This window comes from Streptomyces albus subsp. chlorinus (assembly GCF_013302895.1).
GTDB classification, from domain to species: Bacteria; Actinomycetota; Actinomycetes; order Streptomycetales; family Streptomycetaceae; genus Streptomyces; species Streptomyces chlorinus.
The window spans coordinates 6,943,788-6,966,924 of record NZ_VJOK01000001.1; the positions used below are offsets into that span (position 1 = coordinate 6,943,788).

Consider the following 23,137-nt stretch of genomic DNA (forward strand, 5'->3'; position numbering starts at 1 on the left):
CCGATCCACGCGCCACTGCCGCAGTCGCCCAGCAGATGCCCCCAGCCGTCGGCGCGCCGCCAGGAGACCAGGTCCGTGCCCATCGCGATCATCCCGGTGCCGGCGGCGACGACAGCGCCCGGACGCTCACCGAGCGCCCCCGCGTACGCCGTGACCGCGTCGGCCGCGAGCGCCACTCGGCGCACCCCGAACTCCCCGGCCAGCACGCCCGGCAGCTCGGCGCGCAGCCCGTCCCCGAGCGTCGCCATGCCCGCGGCACCCACGCACGCCGCGGCGATCCGTGCCTCGCCCGGCCCGCCGGATGCCCCGGCGAGCAGGCCGCGTACCGCCGGCACCAACTGGCCCGCCATGTGCGCGGCGTCGATGCCGGCCGGTCCGGTGCGGACGGGCTCGGGGCAGGAGGCGGTGCCCACCGGCCGGGGCGGGCCCTCCTCGCCCGGACGCCACCGCGCCAGCGCGACGCGCAGCCCGGAGCCGCCGGAGTCGACGCCGAGCACCCACGCCCCCTCGCCGCCGCCCGCCCCCGTGCTCACGGCAGGCGCCAGTCCACCGGCTCGGCCCCCTGCTGGGCCAGCAACTGGTTGACGCGGCTGAACGGGCGGGAGCCGAAGAAGCCCCGGTCGGCCGACATCGGCGACGGGTGTGCGGACTCCACCGAGGGCAGGTTCCCCAGCAGCGGCTTCAGATTGCGCGCGTCGCGGCCCCACAGCACCGAGACCAGCGGCCGCTCCCGGGCCACCAGCGCGCGGATCGCCTGTTCGGTGACCTCCTCCCAGCCCTTGCCGCGGTGCGCCGCGGGCCTGCGCGGTGCCGTTGTCAGCGCCCTGTTGAGCAGCAGCACCCCCTGCTGGGTCCAGGGCGTCAGGTCGCCGTTCGAGGGCCGGGGGAGGCCCAGGTCGTCCTGCATCTCCCGGAAGATGTTCTCCAGGCTGCCCGGCAGCGGACGCACGTGGGGGGCCACGGAGAACGACAGGCCGACCGCGTGTCCGGGGGTCGGATAGGGGTCCTGTCCCACGATGAGGACACGCACCTCGTCGAAGGGCTGCTGGAACGCTCTGAGGACATTGGCCCCCGAGGGGAGGTAGGTTCTCCCCGCCGCGATCTCCGCGCGGAGGAAGTCCCCCATCGCGGCGATGCGTTCGGCGACCGGCTCCAGCGCCTTCGCCCAGCCTGGTTCGACAATCTCGTTCAACGGTCGTGCAGCCACGAGCGGTCACTCTACTGGCTCAGCGGCCCCGGCCCGTCCGCCCTCCTGCGGCCCGCGCCGCTCCGCCTCAGTCGATCACCGCCGCCCGCACGCACAGTACGTCCGGAAGGTGCGACGCCAACTGGTGCCAGCTCTCGCCCTCGTCCGCGCTGGCGTACACCTCGCCGTTGCGGTTGCCGAAGTAAACGCCGGCCGGGTCCGCGTCGTCCGTGCACAGCGCGTCCCGCAGCACCGGCCCGTAGTGCGCCCGCTCCGGGAGCCCGTCCCCCAAGGGCTCCCAGCTGCCACCCGCGTCCTGCGTACGGTGGACGCGGCACCGGTGTCCGGCCGGTACCCGGTCGCTGTCCGCGTTGAGCGGGAAGAGGTAGGCGACCCCGCCGCGGTGCGGGTGGGCGGCCACCGGGAAGCCGAAGTCCGACGGGAGGCTGTCACCGATCGACCGCCAGCTCGTGGCGTCGTCGTCGCTGCGGAAGACACCCCAGTGGTTCTGGAGGTAGAACCGGTCGGGGTTCTCCGCGTCGCGGGCGATCTTGTGCACACACTGCCCGAACTCGGGGTAGCGCCGGCTCTCCGGCAGGAACACCGCGGACACGCCCCGGTTGCACGGCTCCCAGCTCGCACCGCCGTCCGCCGTGCGGTACGCGCCGCCGGCCGAGACGGCCACCGTCACCCGCCGCGAGTCGCGCGGGTCAACCAGGATCGTGTGCAGCCCCAGCCCGCCGCCGCCCGGCTCCCACTGCTGGCGGGTGGGGTGCTCCCACAGGGCGCGGACCAGCTCGAAGGACTCCCCGCCGTCCTCGGAACGGAACAGTCCGCCGGGCTCGGTCCCCGCGTACACCACCCCCGGTTCGTCCGCGCCGCCCGGCTGGAGCTGCCACACCCGCTCCAGCGAGCTTCCCGTGTCCTCCGGATACCTGACCGGTGGTGCGGCGGGCTCCACCCACGTCCTGCCCAGGTCGTCGGAGTGGAAGACGGAGGGGCCCCAGTGGGCGCTGTCCCCGCCTACCAGCAGCCTGGGCGCGCCCTGGCCGCGCCGGTCGACGCAGAACGAGTAGACCGCCTGCGCGTTGAAGTGCGGTCCGGTGAACTCCCAGCCGCCCGCAGCCCGCCCTCCGGCCTTCCGCCGGCCGAGGAACAGGCCCTTCCGTGTACCTACCGCGAGCAGTACATCCGCCATGGCGGCACCGCCTTCGAGACGTCGTTGTCCTAGGTGGGGAGAAGTCTGCACCCGACCACTGACAATCCGGCCCGGCCTGCGGCGACGCGGGGCCGAGCGCCGGGAACCGCCGCCCGGACGGGGGCACCGGTGCGCCGTTCGGCCCGCTGTCGCCTCCGTCGATCGGGGTGCCCCGCGAGGTCCCGCGCGCGCCGCGCGGACCGCCGGGGCGGTCGCCGCTACGGTGCCGCGACGTGTCGGACAGACCCCCTTATGGCCACTCCTCACCGGATTCCCACCCCTTTGCTCCGGGCTGTGCCGGAGAGCTCTCGGAGCCCTGCCACGAGCCGGGTTCCCGGCCACCGGAGGCGGCGACGGCGCGGGAGCCACTGCCGGACGCCGCGCCGCCGCAGCCGCAGTGCCCCGTCTGGGAGCTGCGGGGCTACGGCACCGGCGCGGGCCCCGTGCCGCACGAGAGCAGCGACCACGCCCCTTGGTTCGCCGCGGGGCTCGCACTGCCGGACGGCAGTCAGGTCGAGGTCCTGGCGGCCGTCGTCGGCGACCGGGTCCGGGTCGAGGAGGTGCGGGCCGAGCCGCCTCTGACGGCGCGGGGCCTCTCGGTCCTCGCGCCCTTGCTGGGCGATCCGCTGACGGACGCGTGCCCGGCCGCCATCCAGCCGCCCCAGACGGCCCCCACCACCCGGACCACGGGAGCGTGCGTGCTGCCCCCGGCCCCGCCGCCGGCGCCCGTACGCGGACGGGGACGACCGCCGGGACCGCGCGGCCGGGCGGCGCGCACAGTGGTGGCCGACACCTACACGGCGGCGCGGCGGAGCGGAGAGGACCCGGTGCTGGCCGTCATGCGGCTCACCGGGCACAGCCGCCGCAAGTCGCTGCGCCTCATCGCGCAGGCGCGCGACGCGGGGCTGCTGTCCCCGCGCCACGCACGCCGCTGACAGCCGCCTGCGCCGGCTGCCTCCTCTGCTGACCGCCGCCCCGTTGGCGGCCGCCCCTGCTGCTCCGACCCCCGTTGCGCCGGCCCCCGCCGTTCCGACCCCCGTCGCTCCAGCCTCCGACGACGGTCTCCCCGTGCCGCGCCCTCGGCTCCTTCCGGCCTCGCCCCGCGCGGTTCAGCGCAGTTTCCGCATGCGCCTGATCTCTGCCCGCTGCTGTGCCATGACGTCGGTCGCCATCTCCTCGATGCGTACGTCGTTCCCGTCCTCGAGGACCTGGACGGCCATGGTGACGGCGCCCTTGTGATGGGTGGTCATCAGCGTGAGGAAGAGCTGGTCGAAGGCCTTGCCGTCGGCCTTGCGCAACTGCGCCAGCTGGGCCTTCGTGGCCATGCCGGGCATCGTGCCGTGCCCGGCGCGGCCTTGGTGCTCCGCGTGACCCCCATGTCCCGCCTGTCCCTCGCTCTTCTCGTCCCCGTCGCCCCCGTCGCCCCCGTCGTCCCCGTGGTGGCCGTCCGCCGGTGAGGAGGAGGCGGGCTTCTCCTTGCGGTTCTGTTCGAGCCATCCGCGCATCGCCTTGATCTCCGGCCCCTGCCCGGCGCCTATCCGGGAGGCGAGTTTGCGTACGGCACCGCTGGCGGCACGGTCCGGGGCCAGCTTCGTCATCACCACGGCCTGCTGATGGTGTTCGATCATCATGGTGGCGTAGGAGAAGTCGGCCGCGTTCGGTTCGGTGTCGCCTCCGGCCTTCTCCCTCGCCTGCTTCGGGGAGAGCGTCCGTGCGTCCTCGCCCGGTTTCCCCGGGGCGACGACGGGCGGTCCCTCGTCGGCCTTCGGCTCCCCCTCACCGCTGCACCCGGTGAGCGCGGGCAGTGCCATGAGAGCCACGGCGAGAGCGAGGGCGGCGGCTGCCGCCGGGGCGCGACGGATACGGGCTCTGTGACGGTCGGGCACGCGGTCCTCCGGAGTGCGGACGGGCGAAAGACGACGGTGTGCGGGCTCGTGGGAACAGGGTGCTGTCTTGAGGGTGAGGGGTGCCGCGCCGGGCGTAAAGACGGCCGAGTACGGCCTCATCGCCCTCTGTTGATATGTACATGCTGCGGGTCATACTTCCCCCGTCCGCGACCGCCCCACCGCGCAGGGAGGCGGGCGGAGCCAAGGGAGGTAGCAGTGACCTCGAACCACAGACCCACCCGGCGTGCCGGACGGCCGGGTGCCGTCGCGGCGGTGGTGCTCGGCCTGCTGGCCGCGCTGCTGGCCGCGGGGCCGGCAGCGGCGACACCCGATCCCGGGGACACGCCCCGCACGCCGCGGAAGGTGACCGAACGGGACCGCGCGCTGACCGAGAAGGCGATCCGTCAGGGAGACATCCCCGGCCAGGACGAGATCGTGCACAGCGACAACATCAAGCACCTGGCGAGCCTGCCCAAGGGCGCGCTGCGCGGTACGAATTCGGACCTGGCGTTCCAGGGCAGGTACGCCTTCGCAGGGAACTACGACGGATTCACCGTCTACGACGTGAGCGAGCCGGCCTCCCCGAAGGTCGTCAGCCAGGTGCTGTGCCCCGGCTCCCAGAACGACGTGTCGGTCTCCGGGAACCTGCTGTTCCTTTCGACGGACAGCTCGCGCAGTGACGACTCCTGCGCCAGTACCACGGCGCCCGCCACCCGGAAGGACTCCTGGGAGGGCATGAAGGTCTTCGACATCAGCGACAAGCGGAACCCCCAGTACGTGGCCGCTGTGGAGACCTCCTGCGGTTCGCACACCCACACCCTGGTGCCGGAGCGGAAGAACGTCTACATCTACGTCTCCTCCTACGCGCCGGACGCCTCCTTCCCCGACTGCCGACCTCCGCACGACGGCATCTCCATCGTCAAGGTGCCCCGCGCGCAGCCGCGGAAGGCCGAGGTCATCGACTTCCCCGTGCTCTTCCCCGACGGCGGCTTCCCCGGTGACCCGGACAAGCCCCGGGCCGTGGAGACCACCGGGTGCCACGACATCACCTCCTACCCGAGGCTGAAGCTGGCCGCGGGTGCCTGCATGGGCGACGGCATACTGATGGACATCCGCAACCCCGAGAAGCCACGTGTCATCGACCGGGTCGAGGACACCGAGAACTTCGCCTTCTGGCACTCGGCGACCTTCAGCCGGAACGGCAAGAAGGTTGTCTTCACCGACGAACTCGGCGGTGGGGGAGCCCCCACCTGCAACGCCGAGACCGGTGACCAGAAGGGCGCCGACGGCATCTACGACATCAAGGGCAGCGGCGAGAGGCGCGCACTGGTCTTCCGCTCGTACTTCAAGATCCCGCGCCACCAGGCGGAGACGGAGAACTGCGTCGCCCACAACGGCTCGCTGATCCCCGTCAAGGGCCGCGACATCATGGTCCAGGCGTGGTACCAGGGCGGCGTCTCCGTGTGGGACTTCACCGACTCGGACAGGCCCCGGGAGATCGGGTACTTCGAGCGGGGCCCGCTGTCCACCACCTCCCTGCTGACGGGGGGCTCGTGGTCCGCGTACTACTACAACGGCCACATCTACTCGAACGACATGGCCAAGGGCTTCGACGTGCTGCGGATCGACGACCGGCGCACCGATGGCGCCAAGAAGGTGCGCATGCGTGAACTGAACGTCCAGACCCAGCCCGACTACCGCTGACGAGGAGGGCCGTGCGGTCCGCGGGGGAGCTGTCCGCCGCACGGCCCGGCTCCGCCCAGCCGCCGGATGAGCGCCACGGACGACGCACCACCCACTCGTCGCGCGGCCTCCTCCGGCGGCACCCCCTGCTCCCACTCCAGGCCGTACCGCGCGAACAGTTCACCCCGCAGCCGTTCCAGCGGCATCGGAGCGCCGGGCAGCAGGGCGGCGACCACGGCCCCCATCAGGTTCGCCCGCAGCAGCGGATAGTCGCGGTCCGGGTCGGGGGAGCCGTATCCGGCCACGGTCTTGCGCAGCAGGCCCGCCAGCCGCTGCTGCTCGTCGCACTGGACGAACCCCTCCTGCTGGAGGATGCCCGCCATGTGCGCGCGCATCAGCACGGGGTGGTCGCGCGCCAGGCCCAGCACGGCGTCGATGGCGCGGGCCAGCATCTCCTTCCCGCTGCCCGGCCCCTCCGGCAGCGGGCCGCGCCCCAGCGCCTCGGCGAGGGTGAGGTGCATCAGGCGGTGCACGGCCGACTGGAACAGCTGGCGCTTCCCGGGGAAGTAGTAGGAGATCAACCCCCGTGCGGAGCCCGCCTTGTCGGCGATGGCCCCCAGCGTCGTCGCCTCGTAGCCGCGTTCTGCGACCAGTTCGACCGTCGCTTGCAGCAGGCGCTCGCGCGAGCGTCGGCGCAACTCCTCATTGACCGATGCGCTCCGAGGGGACATGCTGTACTCCTGCGTTGACTGGCTGGCAGCCAATATACTCAGCACGACTTCGGGTTCCGTGCTCCATGGCGCACAGGCCCGGTACAGCGGCCGATACCGGGGCGACGCGGGGGATCGCCCCGGTATCGGCTTCGAGCAGGCGCGGCGGCCGAGCGGTGGCACCCCGACTCGCGGCACCCGGACAAGCCCCCGGTGGCGGGCAACTTCCCGCTCCCAACGGAACTCTCGCACGCCCCTTCAGGGGTATGTTGGCGCGCGTCCCGGCAGATCGTGCGTGCGCGGCGGGCCGCGCGGCCCGCGAGGAGGGCAGAGCGAGCGATGACCGACACTCCGCGACCGGACCCCAGGGAGATCGACGAGACGGTGCCGCACTCGGCCCGGATCTGGAACTACTGGCTGGGCGGCAAGGACCACTACGAGGTGGACCGGGAGGTGGGCGACGAGATCGCCCGGAGCAACCCCGGCATCGTGACCACCGCCCGCGCGCAGCGCGCCTTCCTGTGCCGCGCCGTCCGGTACCTCGCCGGCGAGGCCGGCATCCGTCAGTTCCTGGACGTCGGAACGGGACTCCCCACGGTCGACAACACCCATGAGGTCGCCCAGCGCATCGCCCCCGAGGCGCGGATCGTCTACGTCGACCACGACCCGCTCGTCCTCACCCACGCGCGCGCCCTGCTGACGAGCACGCCCGAGGGCGTCACCCACTACATCGACGCGGACCTGCGCGACCCGGACGCCATCCTGCGCGGCGCGGCAGGCACCCTCGACCTGCGCCGGCCCGTCGCTCTGATGCTGCTGGGAGTCGTCGCCCACATCACCGACGACAGCGCCTACGGCATCGTGCGGCGGCTCATGGACGCCCTTCCCCCAGGCAGCCACCTGGTGTTCAGCGACTCCGCCGAGATCGTCAACCCCGAGGCCGTCCGCGCGATGGTGCGCCAGTGGAACCGGACCAGCGACAATCCCCGCGTCAACCGGTCCCGCGAACAGATCCTGCGCTTCTTCGACGGACTGGAACTGCTGGAGCCGGGCCTGGTCTCCGTCACCCGCTGGCGCCCCGAAGCCCTCCCGTTCGGCGAGCCCGACGAGGTGGACAACGTGGGGGCCGTGGCCCGCAAACCCTGAGCTTCCCACGCCCCGTCACACACACCCCGTGGGTCCCTCCCGCCACGGGTCCCGTTCCAGGAGGCCGTCCCGGGACCCGTGAGCCGGGTCTCCCGCTGTCGTCAGGTCAGGCCCGGGCCCAGTCCTCCGAGGCCCTGAGGGCGGCTTCCGGCGCCGTCGGTCACCTGTCCCGGACCGGAGGGGCGGAGAGGCCCTCCCCGGCCCGCAGAGCCGCCCACGCCGCCGCCGAGGCCAGTCCCAGCGCCGTACCGAGCAGCGCGCCCACCACCGTGTCCGTCAGCCAGTGCACGCCCAACCAGACGCGGGTGAAGGCCACTCCGGCCACGAACACGCACGCGGCGGCCACCGCCGAGCGCCACCAGACGTCCCCGGCCACGGCTGCCCGCTCACGCCACAGCCACAGCAGCACCACGCACACCAGCGCGGCCGTCATCGCGTGCCCCGACGGCATCGCCGCGTACTCCGCCGAGTCGACCGGCTGCCGCCATTTCGGCCGCTCCCGGTCCAGCGCCGCCTTCAGCCCCTGCTGCACGGCCGACCCGACCAGCGCGGTGCCCGCCGCCCACCAGGCCACCGGCCGTTCCCCGCGCCACAGCAGCCGGACGACCACCACCGCCAGCAGCAGCCGGAAGGTCCACGGGTCCCACACCCAGTCGGTCAGGATCCGGTTGGCATGGGTGATCCCCGGCTGGTCCAGAGCGGCCGTGTGGAGCCCGGTGGCCACACTCCGGTCGAGGGCGGCCAGCGGTGGCCAGGGCACCAGGGCCGCGGCGATCAGCAGGACGGCGGCCGCCCCCAGTGCGGCAGCCGTCACGGCCTGCCGCCTTCCAGGGGGCTTCTGCGGGGTCGGAGCAGCCATGCGCCGATCATCACCCGCCGCACGGGGGAGGGCACAAGCCCCGGGCGTGTCCGGGCGTTCCGGCGCGCCTATCGCAGCGCCGAGAGGCCGGGGGCGAAGGCCACGAGCACCGGCACCACCGGGACCAGCGAGGCCACGGCCGTCATACGGAGCCTGCGGCTGACCGACAGCCGGGGGGCGGGTGCGAGCAGCCGGTGCACCCGCTGGGGCACCATCGCCACCGGTGTCGGGCAGGGCCCGAAGACGCCCCGTTCCTCGTTCAGCTCGACCAGGGCCAGGGCGATGGTCAGCCGGCCGTACCGGCGGGAGGCGACGTCGTCGGCCGCCAGTTCCACCAGGCGGTGCACCTGGTCGCGGAAGGAGGCGAAGACGGGGACCCGCGAGAAGCCGGCCGCCAGGGCCGAGGAGCAGTGCAGCAGCCAGTCGTGGCGGGCCCGCGCGTGCCCCTGCTCGTGTTCCACCACGGCGTCCAACTGGCGCCCCTTCAGACGCCGCAGGGCGGATGTGGTGATGACCAGTTGCGGTGGGGTGCCCGGCAGCCACCAGGCGTCGGGCCGCTCGTCCTCCAGCACGACCAGGCGGTCGCCCGACGCCGCGGCCTCGCCCGGCAGCCGGGGCGCCCGCTCCCGCAGTTCGGCGCGGCGCTTGCGACGCCTGGCCCGCGCGTCCCTGATCTCCCTCAGCAGCATCGCGCCGGTCCACGCGCCCCCGCAGGCCAGCAGGACGCACAGCGCCCCCGCCCAGGGCCCGTACGTGCCCGAGGTGTACGCCCGCACGACACCGTCGGGCGCTCCGGCGAAGACGTGTGTGCGCACCGCGGCGAAGGCGGCCGCGCCCGAGAGGGCCATCGCCAGCAGACAGCACAGCAGCACCGCTCCGACGACGCACTGCCACACCCACAGGGCGAGCACGGGTTCCCGGTCGGGCCAGGAGCAGCGGGACAGCACACGCGGCGCGAGACCCGCGGCGAGCAGGGCGAGCGCCATCAGCGCGAGCGGGACCGTCATACCGGTCAGCCTATGAGGCCGTTACGAGACAGTGATACGGCACCGGGCGAAGAAGTGACGCGCCTCACCCTGCCCCTGTGTTCACGTCACGGTGCGGACCCCGTACGCCAGAAGCGTCCGTCGCAGGGAGGCGGCTCTCGGCGGTCCCGGAGAGGCTCACCGGGGGCCCCGTCCCGAAGAGGGGGCGACGCCGGTCTCACAGCGTCAGGAGCATGGCGAACATGCCCGTCGCCATGGTGAGTCTGCATCCCGCGGCCACCCCGGCCTGCTGCACCAGGCCCGTCCCCGCTGGTGCCGCCACCGGTCCTGGCCCTTGGTCGTCTCCCCGTAGCCGCACGTCGTCTCCCGCGGCCGTCCGGTCGGCTCCGGCCGTCGCGACACCGGCCGCCGACGGCATCAGCCGCGCACCGGACCACAGCACGTACCCGGCGAAATAGCCCAGCAGCGCTGCCGTCACGACCGGTATGCCGCCGGCTCCCGCGTGGTGCGGCGCGGCGGCGCCGGAGGGGCCGGAGGGGCCGGCGGCCATGGTGAGCGCCATGTAGAGCATCGCCGCCGCGCCGACCACATGGTGCGCGTGCCCGCGCCGGGCTCCGCCCCGCTGCTTCCGGGCGGCCATGAGCAGCTCCCGGGCCAGCAGCGTCCCAAAAACCCCGGCGAATCCCCATGCGGGCACCACAGGCGGGACCGGTCCGGCATCCCACAGGGCGGGCACCGCCATGGCGGCCATGCCGAACCCCATCACCGCCTCGCCCCGCGCCTGAGCACGTCCACCGGGCCCCGCGCCGCGTGCCCGCAGCACGCACGAGGCGCCCGCGACCGCGCAGAGCGCCACCAGGAGCCATCCGACCGTGGCAGAGCCGTGCATCGTCCACCCCCTCACTGAGGGAGGGTTGCCCCAACGGTCCTGGCACACGGGAGCGCACGGGCGCAACGGGGGAGCACCCCCGAGCGCGCGGGACCCGCGTGCAGGTCTACCTCGGCCGGGGCGTGGTGTGTCCCATCAACTCGGTGGCCTCCACGAACGGCATGCCCAGGTCCTGGTGGAGGATGCGGGTCCCGTTCGTGTGCTCGGGCAGCAGTGACGGGTCCGCCTGGCTCTCCCCGGTCCGGGCCACATCCTCCGCACCGTCCTTCGCCGTCGCGCCCGCGTGGACGCGGATGTGCCGGTTGAGCAGTTGCCAGGCGTAGGCGTTGGTGTGCGGGCTGCGCAACGCCTGCTCCCACTGCTCGGCCAGTTCGGTGAAGGCGAGCCGTACCGCGACGGCGGCCGTCTGCGGATCGGCCAGGCGGCTGTGCGCGTACTGCAGATACCGGCCCTGGTACAGCGCGCAGAACGCGGCGAACTCCACCGGCACCTCGGAGGCGCGCTCCGGAGGACTTCCCTCGCGCACCGGTCCGTTCCGCCGCCGGGCGCGTTCCCCGTTCGCGGCTTCGCCATTCGCTGCTACCCCGTTTGTCTCTACCCCGTTCACTCCTACCCCGTTCGCGGTTTCCGCGGAGCAGTGTTCCTCGCACGGCAAGGGCATCGGAACGCTCAACGTTCTCTTCCCCTCCCATCCCCTCCGTCGCGGTCCCCCTGCTTCCGGAAGCTACAGGTCCGGGTGGGCGGAACGCTACGTGCGTCTGACGCGTGCAAATTCATCGGCAATTGCACGCGGCAGCAGCCGGGGTGGCGCAGACTGGCGATTCGAATGCCAGGGCGGAAAAGAGCGACAATTCTTTTCATCGATGATCGAACCATTGCGGCGAGAGAGTTTTTCTGATCGGGCAGCGCTGCTGTGTGATCGCCCGCCGCGAGCCCTCACCAAAGCGACCGAGAGGGAAGCGCGAGGATGCGTTGCGGTGAATTTCACCCGACGGAGTGGCGAACCGACTCGGCGTCCGAATCGTCCCCGCAGGTGACACGCGTGCCGGACGAGGGGACCGTCCGGATCGCCGACCGGGACGCGGTCGTGTTGAATTGGAGTCCGCCGCCGGACGGTTGGAGGTCCCTGCCGGCAACGGCCGGGGCCCACCGCCTGCCGGAGCCGTGGGCTGAGAACTGTCCGTGTTCTGTTGTTTTTGGTGTGTGGGGGGTTTTGGTGTCAGTACCGGGTGTGGGCCCCGAGGCCGCGGGCGACGGTGTGCTGGTGGTGGCAGGCGTCGGCGGGGGCATGATGGACGTCGGCGTGGTCGTGGCCGGCCTGGGCGGGGTGTCGTGGAGCGGGGTGCTGGCAGGCGCTTCTGGTGACGGCGATGGGCCGGCCCACGGCGGCGTGGGAGTCGTCGAACTGGTCGGCCCGGTGGACCCGCAGATGGTGCTGGCGCGCGTCCGGCTGGTGGCGGGGGTCTCCGGCCGGCTCCTTGTGCTGCTCGTCGGGGAACTGCGCAAGGACCCCCGCAAGGGCGGACTCCACATCGGCCTGGGCGCCCCCGGCCAGGGCTCGGCGGCGGTCCGCTACAGCGGGCTGCCCTGGGAGTGGCTGATAGGGGAGCTGGCCATACGGGCGGCCGGCACCACGACCGTCCTGCTGGACATGGCGGCGGAGGCCGGTGCCTGGGAAGCGGTCAGGGCGGGCGGGCTGCCCGACGCTCCCGGGGTCGGGGTGTTCGGACGAGTGGTACGCCAGGACCGCGGGCCGAAGTGGCGGCGGCTGCGGGGCGGTTCCGCGCCTGTGGAGCCCGCGTACCTCCTGGAGTGCGTACGCCTGTGGCGTGCCGGGGGCAGGATGCCCTTCGCCGAGTTGCACGAGCGCGCCGCGGCCGCTTCCGGTGCGGCGGAGGGTGCGGTCTTCCTCGCCTCGGCCCTCTCCGCGCCCTCCGGCCCGCAGCCGCAGCCGTACACCGCGCACCCCCGGAACGGTCACGCGCCCTGGCAGGAGACCGTTCCGCAGGATGGCCGCGACCACCGGCCCGCGGCCGACCTCCCCCCGTGGGCACCCGGCAACGGCCATCCCCAGCCCGCTCCTCCTCAGCCCCAGCCCGCGAACGGTTCGGCCCCGGCCCCCACCGACGCGCCCGCGCCGTCCGCCGCCACGGCCTCCGTGCCCGCCCCGGCCTCCGCGTCCGCGCCCGCCCCGGAACCGTCCCCGCGCCCCGCCCCCGACCCTCAGCCGGCTCCCGTCCCGTCCGGTGGAGCCCCGAACCGCCCCGAGGGCGGCGCGGATGACCAGGGCGGGCGGGCGACGGAGGACCCCCACGAGGCGATCATCGCGGCGGCACGGGCGGGACGGCACGACGAGGCCGAGGCGATCGCCGCGGCGTGGGAGAGCGCGGCCGAGCGCACCGAGGGTCCCGGTTCCGACGGGGTGCTCCACTGGGTGGAGGTCCGCGCCGACCTCGCCCGGCTGGCCGGCGACCCGGCCCGCAGCTGCGAACTGTGGATGTGGGTCGCCCGGGGCCGTCTCGAACGCGGTGAGGCGGAGGACGGACCGGAGGTGGAAGGCGCGGTCGACCGGGCCCACCACCAGTGGGCGCGCCTGACCGACGAGGAGACCGCCCGGGAGCTGGCGCCGGAACTCGTGGTGCTCCGCCGCCGTGTGCCGGGGCGCCAGCCCGGCGCGGTGCGGCTCGTGGAGGAGCGCGCGGAGCGCCTGCTCGGCGGCGTCGAACAGTAGGACGGCCAAGGGTCCCGGCACCCCGTGGGCACGGGGCGGCCGGCCGCCCGGGGGAAGGACGGGAGGACAGCCGCACGAGTGGCGCCGGCTCGTCCGATCGCACCAGCCACCGGCCAGCCGCCCCCCGTGCCGCGCGGTATGCCGCCGACGATGGCGGGCGCACTGGTTCCCTCGTACTTCAGGAGTGCGCATGTTCCGTCGACCGGCCCTCACCCTGGCAGCACTGTTCGCGGTCACCGCCCTCGCCGCTCCCGCCGCGGCCGCGGACACCCCCGGAGGGCAGCCGACGAAGCTGACCCCGCGGGAGCAGGCGGGCCTGCAGTTCGCGAGCAAGACCCTGGACACGGTGCTCGGCGGCCTTCTGGGCCTCGGCCGCTGACCCTTCACAGGCCGCTGACCCTTCACAGGCCGCGGGCCCGTATCCGCGCGGTGACCGGGATCCCGGATGGGCGCCGGGCGGCGGAGACCGCCGCGCGCCGCGTGTGCCGGGGCGGGCCGCGTGTTCCGGGGCGGGCCGCGCCCGCCGGCCGGTGTCCGCCGGGTGGGCGGTGCCCGCCCGGATCAGCCGGATCAGGTGGTGGGGCGGCGGGTGCCGTCGCTGTCCTGGCGGAGCCGGCCGGTGTGGGAGGCCAGCGTGCCGACGCGGGCGGCCAGTTGGGGGTGGTCGCCCGCCAGGTGTTTCTGCGCGCTTATCAGCGGGCCCACCAGCCGGGCCGCGTCGTTGTCCGCGAGCGCGCTGGTGAGCAGGGTGCGCGGCTCGGTGGGCAGGTCGGGCAGGGCGGTGATCTGTCCCGCGAGCTGCCGCAGATCGGAGGCGTTGTCCCGGGCCCAGGCGGCCACGGAGCGGTCGGCGGCCCGCTGGTTCCGGGTGGCCTGGACGCGCTGTTCCCCGGTGGTGCCGGGGTCGCCGGGGCGTCCGCGCAGGTAGCGGCGCTCGGCTGCCTGGCGGCTGGCGACGCCGAGCGGGCTGGCCAGGTCGGACCAGCTCGCCCCGGCCGCGCGGGCGGCCTCGATCAGGGGGGTCTCCCAGCCCGCGAGTTCGTCACGCACCTGGCGCAGCAGCAGCAGCGCGGCCAGGGCCTGGTCGCAGCTGGGGCCCGCCGTGCCGGGCGGTGGTTGCTCGCCCGCCGTGCTCTGCGCGGTGCGTACCGCTTCCTCGATCGTGCTCAGCGCGGTCGAGGCGGCGAGAAAGGAGGCGGGAGCCGTGGCGGGCCGTGCGGCCGGACCGGGGCGTTCGTCGGATGTGGGCACGAGGGGTCCTCCCTTCGCGACGTCGTCCATCAGGCGACAACCGAGCTTGTCATCGTTCCGATGACATGCTACAAGGAAGACAAGGTGAAGCGCATTGGCAGACGCAGATCCTGCCCCAGACGCATCGGAGGTGTTTTGTCATGTTGATGCGCACCGACCCCTTCCGTGAGCTCGACCGCCTCACCCAGCGCTTCATGGGGACGAGCGGCACCTGGTCCAACCCGTCCGCGATGCCCATGGACGCCTACCGCGACGGCGACGACTACGTGCTGGCCCTCGACCTGCCGGGCGTCTCCCCCGAGGCGATCGACATCAACGTCGAGCGGAACATGCTCACGGTCAGGGCCGAGCGCCGCCCGGTCGCGGCGGACGACGAGGTCCGCATGGAACTCGCCGAACGGCCGCTGGGCGTCTTCTCCCGCCAGGTCATGCTGGCCGACACCCTGGACACGGAGAACATCCGCGCCGACTACGAGGCGGGCGTGCTGACCGTCCGCATCCCGGTCGTCGAGCGTGCCAAGCCACGCAAGATCACCGTTGGTGCGGGCACCGAGCGCAAGCAGCTCAGCAGCTGAGCCCGGGGCGCGAACAACCGGGCAGCAGCCGGGCGGAAGCCGAGCCCGGCACGAGGCAGCGGGCGGCGGAGGGCGCCCCCGCCGGACCCCTCCGCGCGGAGGGCACCGGCCGCTCCGGGCGGCCGGACCGCTCAACGACGAGCGGATCCGCGCGGGACGCCACCACCTGGGACCGTGTGCCACCCGGCAGACCGCGTGGCACACGGCACCGCGCGGCACGCGAGCGCCGCCCGTCGCTCCCCTGGGGAAGCGCGGGTGAGGCGGCGTCGCCGCCCGCGGTCAAGGCTTCCACCGGGGGCCACCACCCGCTGTCCGGGTCACCCCCGGCCCGCGGGAGCCACAGAACCGTCCGAGAACCACAACCGGAGAGGGACAACGTGTCGCTGACACAGACGCAGCCTCTGCACGAGGCTCGCCAGGGTGGTATGACGTTCCAGCAGATGACGGAACGAGTCAGGTACGACGGCGCCTACCCCACCCGCGAACGGGCCGAGGCCGTCATACACGCGGTGCTCGCCGCCCTCGGCCGACGGCTCTCCGGTGACGAACGCGTCGATCTGGCCGCCGTCCTCCCGACTGAGGCCGCGCGCACCTTCACGGCCCAGATCCCCGAGAGCGCGCAGCTCACCGGGTGGGAGTTCGTGAAGGACCTCGCCACCCGGACCGGCGGCACCCCGGCCACGACCCGCTGGGACGTGGGCACCGTGCTCGGTCTCGTCGGCCGCCTCGCCGGCAAGGACCTGCTGGACCGCGTCCTGGCCCAGCTCCCCCCCGGCTACGCCCTGCTGTTCGGCCGCGCGGAGCTGACGCAGGCCGCTTGAGACGCCACGATGCGGGCGCGCCCACCGGCGCGCCCGCACGTCCGTCGGAACGCCGCAGACGTGGACACGCGGCGCGGCGTCCCCGGGATCGCGAACTCACCGGCCTCCGGACGCCGCCGTGGGCAGCGGACCGGTGACGCCCCGCGCCCCGGCCGGGTCCGGCTCGAAGTACCGGCGCGCCCTCTCGTGCGCGTCGAGCGGGGCACCCAGCGCGTCCAGGCCCAGCAGAGCGGCGCCCAGGACCGGGCGGGCCCGGACGACGTGGGGCACCGCGCGGGGCGCCCGTTCGCTCAGGAGCTGTGCGACGCGGTCGTCGAGGAGAGGGTGGCCGGCGGCGAGGATGCCGCCGCCGAGCAGAACGGGAACCTCTTCCTCCAGCAGCTCCAGCCGACGCAGCGCCACCACCGCCATGGTGACGACCTCCTCGGCCATCCGCGCCACCAGGGAACGCGCGACGGCGTCGCCCTGGGCGGCCACCGTGAAGAGCACCGGCGTCAGTTCGAGCCGCCGCGCGTAGGGGATGTCGCCCAGGTGCAGCGCCTCGATCAGCGCGGACATCGAGTCCAGTCCGAAGTGCGCGGGCAGCGCGGTGCGCAGCCGGGTGGGCCCGCCCCGGCCGTCCTCGGCCCGCGCGGCGTGCCACAGCGCCTCGTCCGCGAGCCCGCCACCGCCGCCCCAGTCGCCGGAGAGCCGGCCCAGGGCGGGGAAGCGGGCGGTGCGGCCGTCCGGCAGCATGCCGGCGCAGTTGATGCCCGCGCCGCAGACGACGGCGACCCCGCGCGGTGCCGCGCCGCCGCCGAGCGAGGCCAGTCCGGCGCGCAGCACGGCGAAGGTGTCGTTGTGCACCGTGACGGCACCGCCCCAGCCGCGATCGGTGAGGGCGGCGGCCAACCGCTCCTCCTCGACGGGGAGATCGGCGTTCGCCAGGCACGCCATCACCTGGCGCACCGGCGGCAGCGGGCCGTGCGCCCCGGCGGGCCCACGGACGGTACCGGCCGCGGCGTGCGCCCGGACGACGGCCTCGGCGAGGACGTCCACGGCGGGCCCCACGCCGACGGCCGAAGGACGGAAGCCGCCGCCGCGGCCCGTGCCGAGCACGGTGCCGTCGGCGGCGAGCAGGGCCACGTCCGTCTTGCTGTTGCCCGCGTCGATCGCGAGGACGGCCGCGGACAGTGGTTCGCTCAGGCCCACGCCAGGTGCTCCTTGTTGTGCGCGAGGAGCCGGTCGGTCAGCTGCTCCGCGTACTCGATCTGGCCGACGAGGGGGTGGGCGAGCAGCGCCTTGAAGACGCGGTCGCGACCGCCGTGCAGCGCGGCGCGCAGGGCGAGGTCCTCGTACGCGGCCACATGGGCGATCAGCCCGGTGAACTGCGGGTCGAGGGAGGGGACCGGCAGCGGGTGGGCGCCGTCCCGGCCGATGCGGGCCTGCGTCTCGATCACGGCGTCGTCGGGCAGGAAGGGGAGCGTGCCGTTGTTGAGGGTGTTGACCGCCTGGTGGGGGCTGCCGCCCCCGCCCAGCAGGGACGCCGCCAGGTCGACCGCGGCCTCCGAGTAGTAGGCGCCGCCGCGCCGGGCCAGCAGCTCCGGCTTGGTGTCGAGGGCCGGGTCGGCGTACAGCTGGAGCAGCTGCTTCTCCAGCGCCGCGACCTCGGCGGCCCGTGTGGGCTTCTCGCGCTGGTCGCGCACCACGGCGTCGTGCGCGTAGTAGTAGCGCAGGTAGTAGGACGGGACGACGCCGAGGCGGTCCACCAGGGCGTGGGGCAGGTGCAGGTCGTCGGCGACGGCGTCGCCGTGCCCGGCGAGCAGCTGGGGCAGCACGTCGGTGCCGTCCGGGCCGCCCAGCCGTACGCCCAGCTCCCAGGTGAGGTGGTTGAGCCCGACGTGGTCGAGGTGGACCTCGGCGGGTGCGACGCCGAGCAGCCTGGCGAACTTGCGCTGGAAGCCGATGGCCACGTTGCACAGGCCGACCGCCTTGTGCCCGGCGGTGAGCAGGGCGCGGGTGACGATGCCGACCGGGTTGGTGAAGTCGATGATCCAGGCGTCCGGGTTGCCGCGGCGGACCCGCTCGGCGATGTCGAGGACGACCGGGACGGTGCGCAGCGCCTTGGCCAGGCCGCCGGCGCCGGTGGTCTCCTGGCCGACGCAGCCGCACTCCAGGGGCCAGGTCTCGTCCTGGTTCCGGGCGGTCTGGCCGCCCACGCGCAGCTGGAGGAGCACCGCGTCCGCGCCGTCGATGCCCGCGTCCAGGCCGGCCGTGGTGGTGACGGTGCCGGGGTGGCCCTGCTGGGCGAAGATGCGCCGGGCCAGACCGCCGACCAGCTCCAGCCGTTCGGTCGCCGGATCGATCAGGACCAGCTCCTCGATCGGGAGCACCTCGCGCAGCCGTGCGAAGCCGTCGATGAGTTCGGGGGTGTAGGTCGAGCCTCCGCCGACCACTGCGAGCTTCATGTGTTCAGCCCTTTACTCCGGTGAGGGTGACGCCTTCGACGAAGGCCTTCTGTGCGAAGAAGAAGACGAGGATGACCGGCGCCATGATCAGCAATGTGGCCGCCATCGTCAGGTTCCAGTCCACACTGTGCGCGGACTTGAACGATTCGAGCCCGTAACTCAGCGTCCAGGCGCCCGGGTTCTGCGCGGCGTAGATCTGCGGGCCGAAGTAGTCGTTCCAGCAGTAGAAGAACTGGAAGAGCGCGACGGCGGCGATGCCGGGCCTGGCCATCGGCACGATGATGCGCAGCAGGGTGCGCACCTCGCCGCAGCCGTCCACCCGGGCCGACTCGATGTACTCCTTCGGGATGGTCAGCAGGAACTGCCGCAGCAGGAAGATCGAGTACGCGTCGCCGAACGCCATCGGGATGATCAGCGGCCACAGGGTTCCCGAGAGATGGAACTGCTGCGCCCACACCAGGTACATCGGCATGACGATCACCTGGGGCGGCAGCATCATCGTGGAGATGACCAGCAGCATCGCCGTCCGCCTGCCGCGGAAGCGGAACTTGGCCAGCGCGTACGCCACCGGTATGGACGAGCACACGGTGAACAGCGTGCCCAGCAGCGCGTACATCAGCGAGTTGCGCCACCACTCCAGGAAGCCCGGGGTGCGGAAGACCTTCGCGTAGTTCTCCCAGTGCCAGGAGGCCGGCCACAGCTCGCCGCTCATGGCCTGCCCGTCGCTCATCACCGAGGTGAGGAAGACGAAGACGAACGGCAGCACGAACGCCAGCGCCAGGGCGAGAGCCACGGAGTGCACGGCGATCCAGTGCAGCACACGGGTGCGGCGCGCCTTCCGGCCCGCCGCCGAGGAGCGGGGCGCGGGGGTACGGGCCGCCCGGACGGGCCGTGAGGCGGACGGCGGCAGCGTGGCCGCCGGGGATGTCGGGGTCGTCATCTGGTCAGTCCTCCGCCGACAGCAGGCCGCTCTTGCGGCGCATGAGCAGGACGGTGACGGCCATGGCGATCGCGAACAGCACGAGCGAGAGCACGCAGGCGGCACCGGTGTTGAAGTTCTGGAAGCCCAGCTGGTAGACGAGCTGCGGCACGGTGATCGTCGAGTGGTCGGGGTAGCCGGGCTGGATGACCGTGCCCGGGCCGATCGTCACGCCGGACGCCAGCTTTCCGGCCACGAGCGCCTGCGTGTAGTACTGCATCGTCTGCACCACACCGGTCACGACGGCGAACATCACGATCGGCGTGATGTTCGGCCAGGTCACGTAGCGGAACCTGGCCCATGCCCCGGCGCCGTCCAGCTCGGCGGCCTCGTACTGCTCCTTGGGCACGTCCAGCAGGGCCGCCATGAAGATGACCATCAGGTCCCCGATGCCCCACAGCGAGAGCAGCACCAGCGACGGCTTGGACCAGGCCGGGTCGTTGAACCAGTTCGGCCCCTCGACGCCGACGGCGGACAGGATCTCGTTGACCGGACCGGTCGCCGGGTTGAGCAGGAAGACGAAGGCGACCGTCGCCGCGACCGGCGGGGCCAGGTAGGGCACGTAGAAGGCGGTACGGAAGAATCCGACGCCGCTCTTGAGCTTCGTCACCAGCAGCCCGATACCGATGCCGAACACCACCCGCAGCGCCACCATCACCACGACCAGCCACAGCGTGTTCCACAGCGCCGGCCCGAACAGGGGCATCTGCGTGAACACGTACGACCAGTTCCGCAGCCCGACGAACTCCGGCTGCTTGATCTGGTTGTAGTGCATGAACGAGAAGTAGACGGTCGCCAGCAGGGGGTAGCCGAAGAAGACCGAGAACCCCACGATCCAGGGCGACAGGAAGCCGAGCGTGCGCAGCCTGTCCCGGGTCCGCTTCCTGCGGCGCAGCCGCGCGTCCGGGCCGGCGGCCGTCCGGCCGGACGTACCCGGCCGGGTACCGGGGGTGAGGGAGAGTGCCATGGCCGGGCTCCTAGTTCTTGGCCTGGAGGGTGTCGGCGTCGATCTGCCGGTCGAGTGCGCGCAGTCCCACCTCCAGGTCGCCGGCCTTCCCCGCCTCCACCGAGTAGGAGAAGTCCTGGAAGGCCGTCACGTACTGGCCCCCCGTGGTGGAGGGCGGCAGCGCCTGGCTGTGCGGGTTCTTCGCGATCCGCAGGAAGGTGCGGAAGTCCGGGTCGGCGTCCAGCTCCGGCGAGTTGAGCGCCGCCTTCGTGGAGGGGATGTTGTGGATCGCGTTCGCGAACGACACCACCTGGTCGGTGTCGGTGGTGAGGAACTTCAGCAGCTCCCACGCCGCGTTCTGGTGCTTGCTGCTGTGCGCGATCCCGGCGACCGTGCCCGTCAGGTAGCCGCGCCCGTAGGCGTCCGCCTGGTCGTCGGGGACCGGCAGCGGTGCCACCCCCCACGCGAAGTCCGGCTTCGCCTCCTTCAGCATCAGCCCGCGCCACTCACCGTCCAGGTGCATGGCGAGCTTGCCGGTCATGAAACCGCTCTGCTTGGACATCTCGTCGCCGAAGCCCTGCCGCAGCCGCTCCAGCGCCCGGTAGCCGCCCTGCGCGTCGGACAGCTTCCTCATCGCGCGGAAGAACTGCCGGGTGCGCGGCTCCTTCGCCAGCCGTGCCCTGCCCTTCCCGTCGAAGTAGCGCGGTCCCCACTGCGCGAACATCCGGTCCGGACTGTTCTGGTACAGCCGGAAGTTCGGCATGAAACCGGCCCGCTCGACCCGGCCGCCCTCGCGCTTGGTGAGCTTGGCCGCGACCTTTGTGAACTCCGACATGGTGCGCGGCGGACGCTTGATCCCGGCCTCGGCGAAGGCGTCCTTGTTGTAGTAGAGGCCGAACGCGTCGGCCAGCAGCGGCAGGGCGCACTGGGTGCGCTCGTACCGCGTGTAGTCCAGCAGCGTGCGCGGGAAGACCTTCTTCTTGTCGATGCCGCTCTTGTCGAGGAACGGGTCCAGGTCCGCCCACATCCCCGAGTCGCAGTACTGGCCCACGTTGTTGGTGGTGAACGAGGACACCACGTCGGGCGCCTTGTCACCGCCCGCCCGCAGCGCCTGGTTGACGGTGGCGTCGTTGACGTTCCCGGTCACCTCGACGCGGATGTTGGGGTGCAGTTCCTCGAAGCGCGCGATGCTCCTGTCGATCGCCTTCACCTCGCCCGGCTCCGACCAGCCGTGCCAGAACTTGAGCGTGACGGGGGCGTCGGGGTCGTCGTCGGCGCTGCCGACGCTCGGATTGGCGCAGCCGGACACCAGCAGCCCGACGGCGAGCAGCACGACCGGCCAGGCGCGCAGCCGCGGACGCAGACGCGGAGGCGGCATGGGAACTCCTTCGTTCACGGAAGGGCAGGGGGAGGGAGGCGGGGGAAGGGAGGTGCGGGAGAAGACGTCTGGAGGACGTGGAGGGAGGGGAGACCGAACAGGGGGAGCGGGGATGGGGACAGGGAGGGGCGGGGACGGTCGGGACCGGTCCGGGCCCACCCCGGTCACGTGGACCGGGTGATCCGACCCCAGTAACCCGGTCCGGGTCACCCGAGCCGAGTCACCGAGCCGAGTCATCCGACCCGGGCCACCGGTCCGGGTCACCGACCCGAGTCACCCGGTCCGGATCACGCGGTGTCGAAGACCTCGTCGCGTGCCTGTGCCAGGGCCGACAGCAGGGCGCCGGTCAGGATCGGGTCGCCGTCCAGATCGCTCAGCCGCAGCAGCGGGCGGGGCAGCGCCAGCCCGGTCAGCTCGCGCTCGACCAGCTTTCGCAGCTCCTCGCCGCCCGTCTGCGGTACGGCGCCCGACAGGACGACGAGTTCGGGGTCCACGACCGCGACGACGGCGGCGATCCCGGCCGCCAGCCGACGTGCGGTCTCCTCGCGCACCGAGGCGTCGGCCAGCGCGTCGGCGAGCGCCCTGCCCCCCGCGAGGTCGCGGACCGCGGGGACCGAGACGAGGCTCTGGAACCCGCCGCCGGCGTCCGCCGCGGCGTAGGCGCCAGGGCCGCCCCGGGCCAGCGGTGCGCCCGGCAGCGGCATGTAGCCGATCTCGCCGGCGCCGCCGGTCGCCCCGCGCAGCAGAGTGCCGTCCACGACGATGGCGGCGCCCGTTCCGTCGTCCACCCAGACGAGGGCGAAGTTGTCGTGGTCCTGGGCGGCGCCCTCGTGCTGTTCGGCCATGGCCGCGAGGTTCACGTCGTTCTCGATCGTGACGGGGGTGCCCAGGACCTCGGCCAGCTCGGCGCGGAGCGTACGCGAGTGCCAGCCGGGCAGATGCGGGGCGTAGCGCAGTTCGCCCGAGCGCGGGTCGATGGCGCCCGGCGTGCCGATGACGGTGGTGTGCGGCGGCTCGTGCGGCCCCAGTCCGGCGTCCCGCAGCGCGCTGTCCACGGCTTCCTTGACGAGCTGGGCGGTGCGGTGCCGTACGTCCTCGGCCACGGCGTCCGCTTCCACGCGGGCCCGGCCGACGACCGTGCCGGTGATGTCGGCGACGGCGGCCGAGACGCCCTGCGGGTCGGCGGACAGCGCCGCGACATGGGCGGCCGAGGGTTCGATCTCGTACAGCAGCGCGCTCGGTCCGGGCTTGCCCCGCTCCTTGCTGCGGGTCCGGACGAGCCCCATGTCCGCGAGGCGGCCCAGCAGCTGGGACGCCGTGGGCTTCGACAGCCCGGTCAGTTCGCTGATCCGGGTGCGGGTGAGCGGTCCGTGGGCCACCAGCAGGTCGAGTGCCGCACGGTCGTTCATCGCGCGGAGCACACGCGGTGTGCCGGGAGTGCCCGCGGTTCCCGGTATGCCGCTCGG

General features: G+C 73.2%; 22 protein-coding genes and 1 pseudogene. 7 read left to right on the top strand and 16 right to left on the bottom strand.

What is annotated here, in order from left to right; all coding sequences use genetic code 11:
* The 3 genes and pseudogenes from FM076_RS30100 to FM076_RS30110 all read right to left on the bottom strand — a co-directional run.
* A pseudogene (locus FM076_RS30100) lies at nucleotides 1-533 on the bottom strand (ATPase); the annotation flags it as partial.
* Nucleotides 530-1,207: a uracil-DNA glycosylase gene (locus tag FM076_RS30105; protein WP_173873994.1), complete on the bottom strand. Its 678-nt coding sequence runs from the start codon at nucleotides 1,205-1,207 to the stop codon at nucleotides 530-532. The pseudogene FM076_RS30100 and the gene FM076_RS30105, both read right to left, overlap by 4 nt.
* A gap of 67 nt (nucleotides 1,208-1,274) precedes the next feature.
* Nucleotides 1,275-2,384, bottom strand: coding sequence for a WD40/YVTN/BNR-like repeat-containing protein (locus FM076_RS30110; protein WP_173873995.1), 1,110 nt, complete (start codon nucleotides 2,382-2,384; stop codon nucleotides 1,275-1,277).
* A 233-nt stretch (nucleotides 2,385-2,617) separates the two neighbouring features.
* Between FM076_RS30110 and FM076_RS30115 the strand changes: the two genes are divergently transcribed.
* The gene (locus FM076_RS30115; RefSeq protein ID WP_345945331.1) at nucleotides 2,618-3,319 is read left to right on the top strand and encodes a DUF6214 family protein; all 702 of its coding nucleotides are present in this window, start codon (nucleotides 2,618-2,620) and stop codon (nucleotides 3,317-3,319) included.
* Nucleotides 3,320-3,493: 174 nt separating this feature from the next.
* Here the strand turns inward: FM076_RS30115 and FM076_RS30120 are convergent, their stop codons facing one another.
* Nucleotides 3,494-4,195, bottom strand: a complete 702-nt coding sequence (locus FM076_RS30120; protein ID WP_173875108.1) for a DUF305 domain-containing protein — start codon at nucleotides 4,193-4,195, stop codon at nucleotides 3,494-3,496.
* Nucleotides 4,196-4,486: 291 nt separating this feature from the next.
* On the opposite strand from FM076_RS30120, the gene FM076_RS30125 reads away from it, so the two are divergent.
* Complete coding sequence (locus FM076_RS30125; RefSeq protein ID WP_173873996.1) at nucleotides 4,487-5,974, top strand: hypothetical protein; 1,488 nt, start codon at nucleotides 4,487-4,489, stop codon at nucleotides 5,972-5,974.
* On the opposite strand, the gene FM076_RS30130 is transcribed toward FM076_RS30125, so the two are convergent.
* Nucleotides 5,965-6,684 carry a TetR/AcrR family transcriptional regulator gene (locus tag FM076_RS30130; RefSeq protein ID WP_173873997.1) on the bottom strand — a complete coding sequence of 240 codons (720 nt, stop codon included), beginning with the start codon at nucleotides 6,682-6,684 and terminating at the stop codon, nucleotides 5,965-5,967. The genes FM076_RS30125 and FM076_RS30130 overlap by 10 nt on opposite strands.
* Nucleotides 6,685-7,002: 318 nt before the next feature.
* On the opposite strand from FM076_RS30130, the gene FM076_RS30135 reads away from it, so the two are divergent.
* On the top strand, nucleotides 7,003-7,809 hold the full coding sequence (locus FM076_RS30135) for an SAM-dependent methyltransferase (RefSeq protein ID WP_173873998.1): 807 nt from the start codon (nucleotides 7,003-7,005) through the stop codon (nucleotides 7,807-7,809).
* Between the two features lie 160 nt (nucleotides 7,810-7,969).
* On the opposite strand, the gene FM076_RS30140 is transcribed toward FM076_RS30135, so the two are convergent.
* The 4 genes from FM076_RS30140 to FM076_RS34375 form a co-directional block, all read right to left on the bottom strand.
* Entirely contained in the window at nucleotides 7,970-8,668 is a 699-nt protein-coding gene (locus FM076_RS30140; protein WP_173873999.1) for a phosphatase PAP2 family protein, read from the bottom strand.
* Between the two features lie 68 nt (nucleotides 8,669-8,736).
* The gene (locus tag FM076_RS30145; protein ID WP_173874000.1) at nucleotides 8,737-9,675 is read right to left on the bottom strand and encodes a M56 family metallopeptidase; all 939 of its coding nucleotides are present in this window, start codon (nucleotides 9,673-9,675) and stop codon (nucleotides 8,737-8,739) included.
* A 196-nt stretch (nucleotides 9,676-9,871) separates the two neighbouring features.
* Nucleotides 9,872-10,543, bottom strand: a complete 672-nt coding sequence (locus FM076_RS30150; protein ID WP_173874001.1) for a DUF5134 domain-containing protein — start codon at nucleotides 10,541-10,543, stop codon at nucleotides 9,872-9,874.
* A gap of 106 nt (nucleotides 10,544-10,649) precedes the next feature.
* Nucleotides 10,650-11,069: a hypothetical protein gene (locus tag FM076_RS34375; RefSeq protein ID WP_345945332.1), complete on the bottom strand. Its 420-nt coding sequence runs from the start codon at nucleotides 11,067-11,069 to the stop codon at nucleotides 10,650-10,652.
* A 690-nt stretch (nucleotides 11,070-11,759) separates the two neighbouring features.
* Here FM076_RS34375 and FM076_RS30160 point away from each other — a divergent pair.
* Nucleotides 11,760-13,274 carry a hypothetical protein gene (locus FM076_RS30160; protein ID WP_345945333.1) on the top strand — a complete coding sequence of 505 codons (1,515 nt, stop codon included), beginning with the start codon at nucleotides 11,760-11,762 and terminating at the stop codon, nucleotides 13,272-13,274.
* 190 nt (nucleotides 13,275-13,464) lie between these two features.
* Nucleotides 13,465-13,653: a hypothetical protein gene (locus tag FM076_RS30165; RefSeq protein ID WP_173874002.1), complete on the top strand. Its 189-nt coding sequence runs from the start codon at nucleotides 13,465-13,467 to the stop codon at nucleotides 13,651-13,653.
* 191 nt (nucleotides 13,654-13,844) lie between these two features.
* Here the strand turns inward: FM076_RS30165 and FM076_RS30170 are convergent, their stop codons facing one another.
* Nucleotides 13,845-14,525, bottom strand: a complete 681-nt coding sequence (locus tag FM076_RS30170; protein WP_173874003.1) for a type III effector protein — start codon at nucleotides 14,523-14,525, stop codon at nucleotides 13,845-13,847.
* 140 nt (nucleotides 14,526-14,665) lie between these two features.
* Between FM076_RS30170 and FM076_RS30175 the strand changes: the two genes are divergently transcribed.
* Together FM076_RS30175 and FM076_RS30180 are read left to right on the top strand one after the other, a co-directional pair.
* Nucleotides 14,666-15,100 carry an Hsp20/alpha crystallin family protein gene (locus tag FM076_RS30175; RefSeq protein ID WP_173874004.1) on the top strand — a complete coding sequence of 145 codons (435 nt, stop codon included), beginning with the start codon at nucleotides 14,666-14,668 and terminating at the stop codon, nucleotides 15,098-15,100.
* 440 nt (nucleotides 15,101-15,540) lie between these two features.
* Nucleotides 15,541-15,921 (top strand): DUF2267 domain-containing protein, encoded by a 381-nt coding sequence (locus tag FM076_RS30180; protein WP_243274681.1) that lies wholly within the window; start codon nucleotides 15,541-15,543, stop codon nucleotides 15,919-15,921.
* A gap of 96 nt (nucleotides 15,922-16,017) precedes the next feature.
* Here the strand turns inward: FM076_RS30180 and FM076_RS30185 are convergent, their stop codons facing one another.
* The 6 genes from FM076_RS30185 to FM076_RS30210 all read right to left on the bottom strand — a co-directional run bounded on the left by FM076_RS30185 (nucleotide 16,018) and on the right by FM076_RS30210 (nucleotide 23,080).
* On the bottom strand, nucleotides 16,018-17,112 hold the full coding sequence (locus tag FM076_RS30185) for an N-acetylglucosamine kinase (protein WP_345945334.1): 1,095 nt from the start codon (nucleotides 17,110-17,112) through the stop codon (nucleotides 16,018-16,020).
* Nucleotides 17,103-18,368, bottom strand: coding sequence for a 6-phospho-beta-glucosidase (locus tag FM076_RS30190; RefSeq protein WP_173874006.1), 1,266 nt, complete (start codon nucleotides 18,366-18,368; stop codon nucleotides 17,103-17,105). The genes FM076_RS30185 and FM076_RS30190 overlap by 10 nt, the downstream gene beginning before the upstream one ends.
* A 4-nt stretch (nucleotides 18,369-18,372) precedes the next feature.
* A complete protein-coding gene (locus FM076_RS30195) occupies nucleotides 18,373-19,308 on the bottom strand; it encodes a carbohydrate ABC transporter permease (RefSeq protein ID WP_173874007.1) in 936 nt (311 codons plus the stop codon).
* Nucleotides 19,309-19,312: 4 nt separating this feature from the next.
* Complete coding sequence (locus FM076_RS30200) at nucleotides 19,313-20,314, bottom strand: carbohydrate ABC transporter permease (RefSeq protein WP_173874008.1); 1,002 nt, start codon at nucleotides 20,312-20,314, stop codon at nucleotides 19,313-19,315.
* Between the two features lie 10 nt (nucleotides 20,315-20,324).
* Nucleotides 20,325-21,671, bottom strand: a complete 1,347-nt coding sequence (locus FM076_RS30205; protein WP_173874009.1) for an ABC transporter substrate-binding protein — start codon at nucleotides 21,669-21,671, stop codon at nucleotides 20,325-20,327.
* Between the two features lie 287 nt (nucleotides 21,672-21,958).
* Complete coding sequence (locus FM076_RS30210; RefSeq protein ID WP_173874010.1) at nucleotides 21,959-23,080, bottom strand: ROK family transcriptional regulator; 1,122 nt, start codon at nucleotides 23,078-23,080, stop codon at nucleotides 21,959-21,961.
* Between the last annotated feature and the right edge of the window lie 57 nt (nucleotides 23,081-23,137).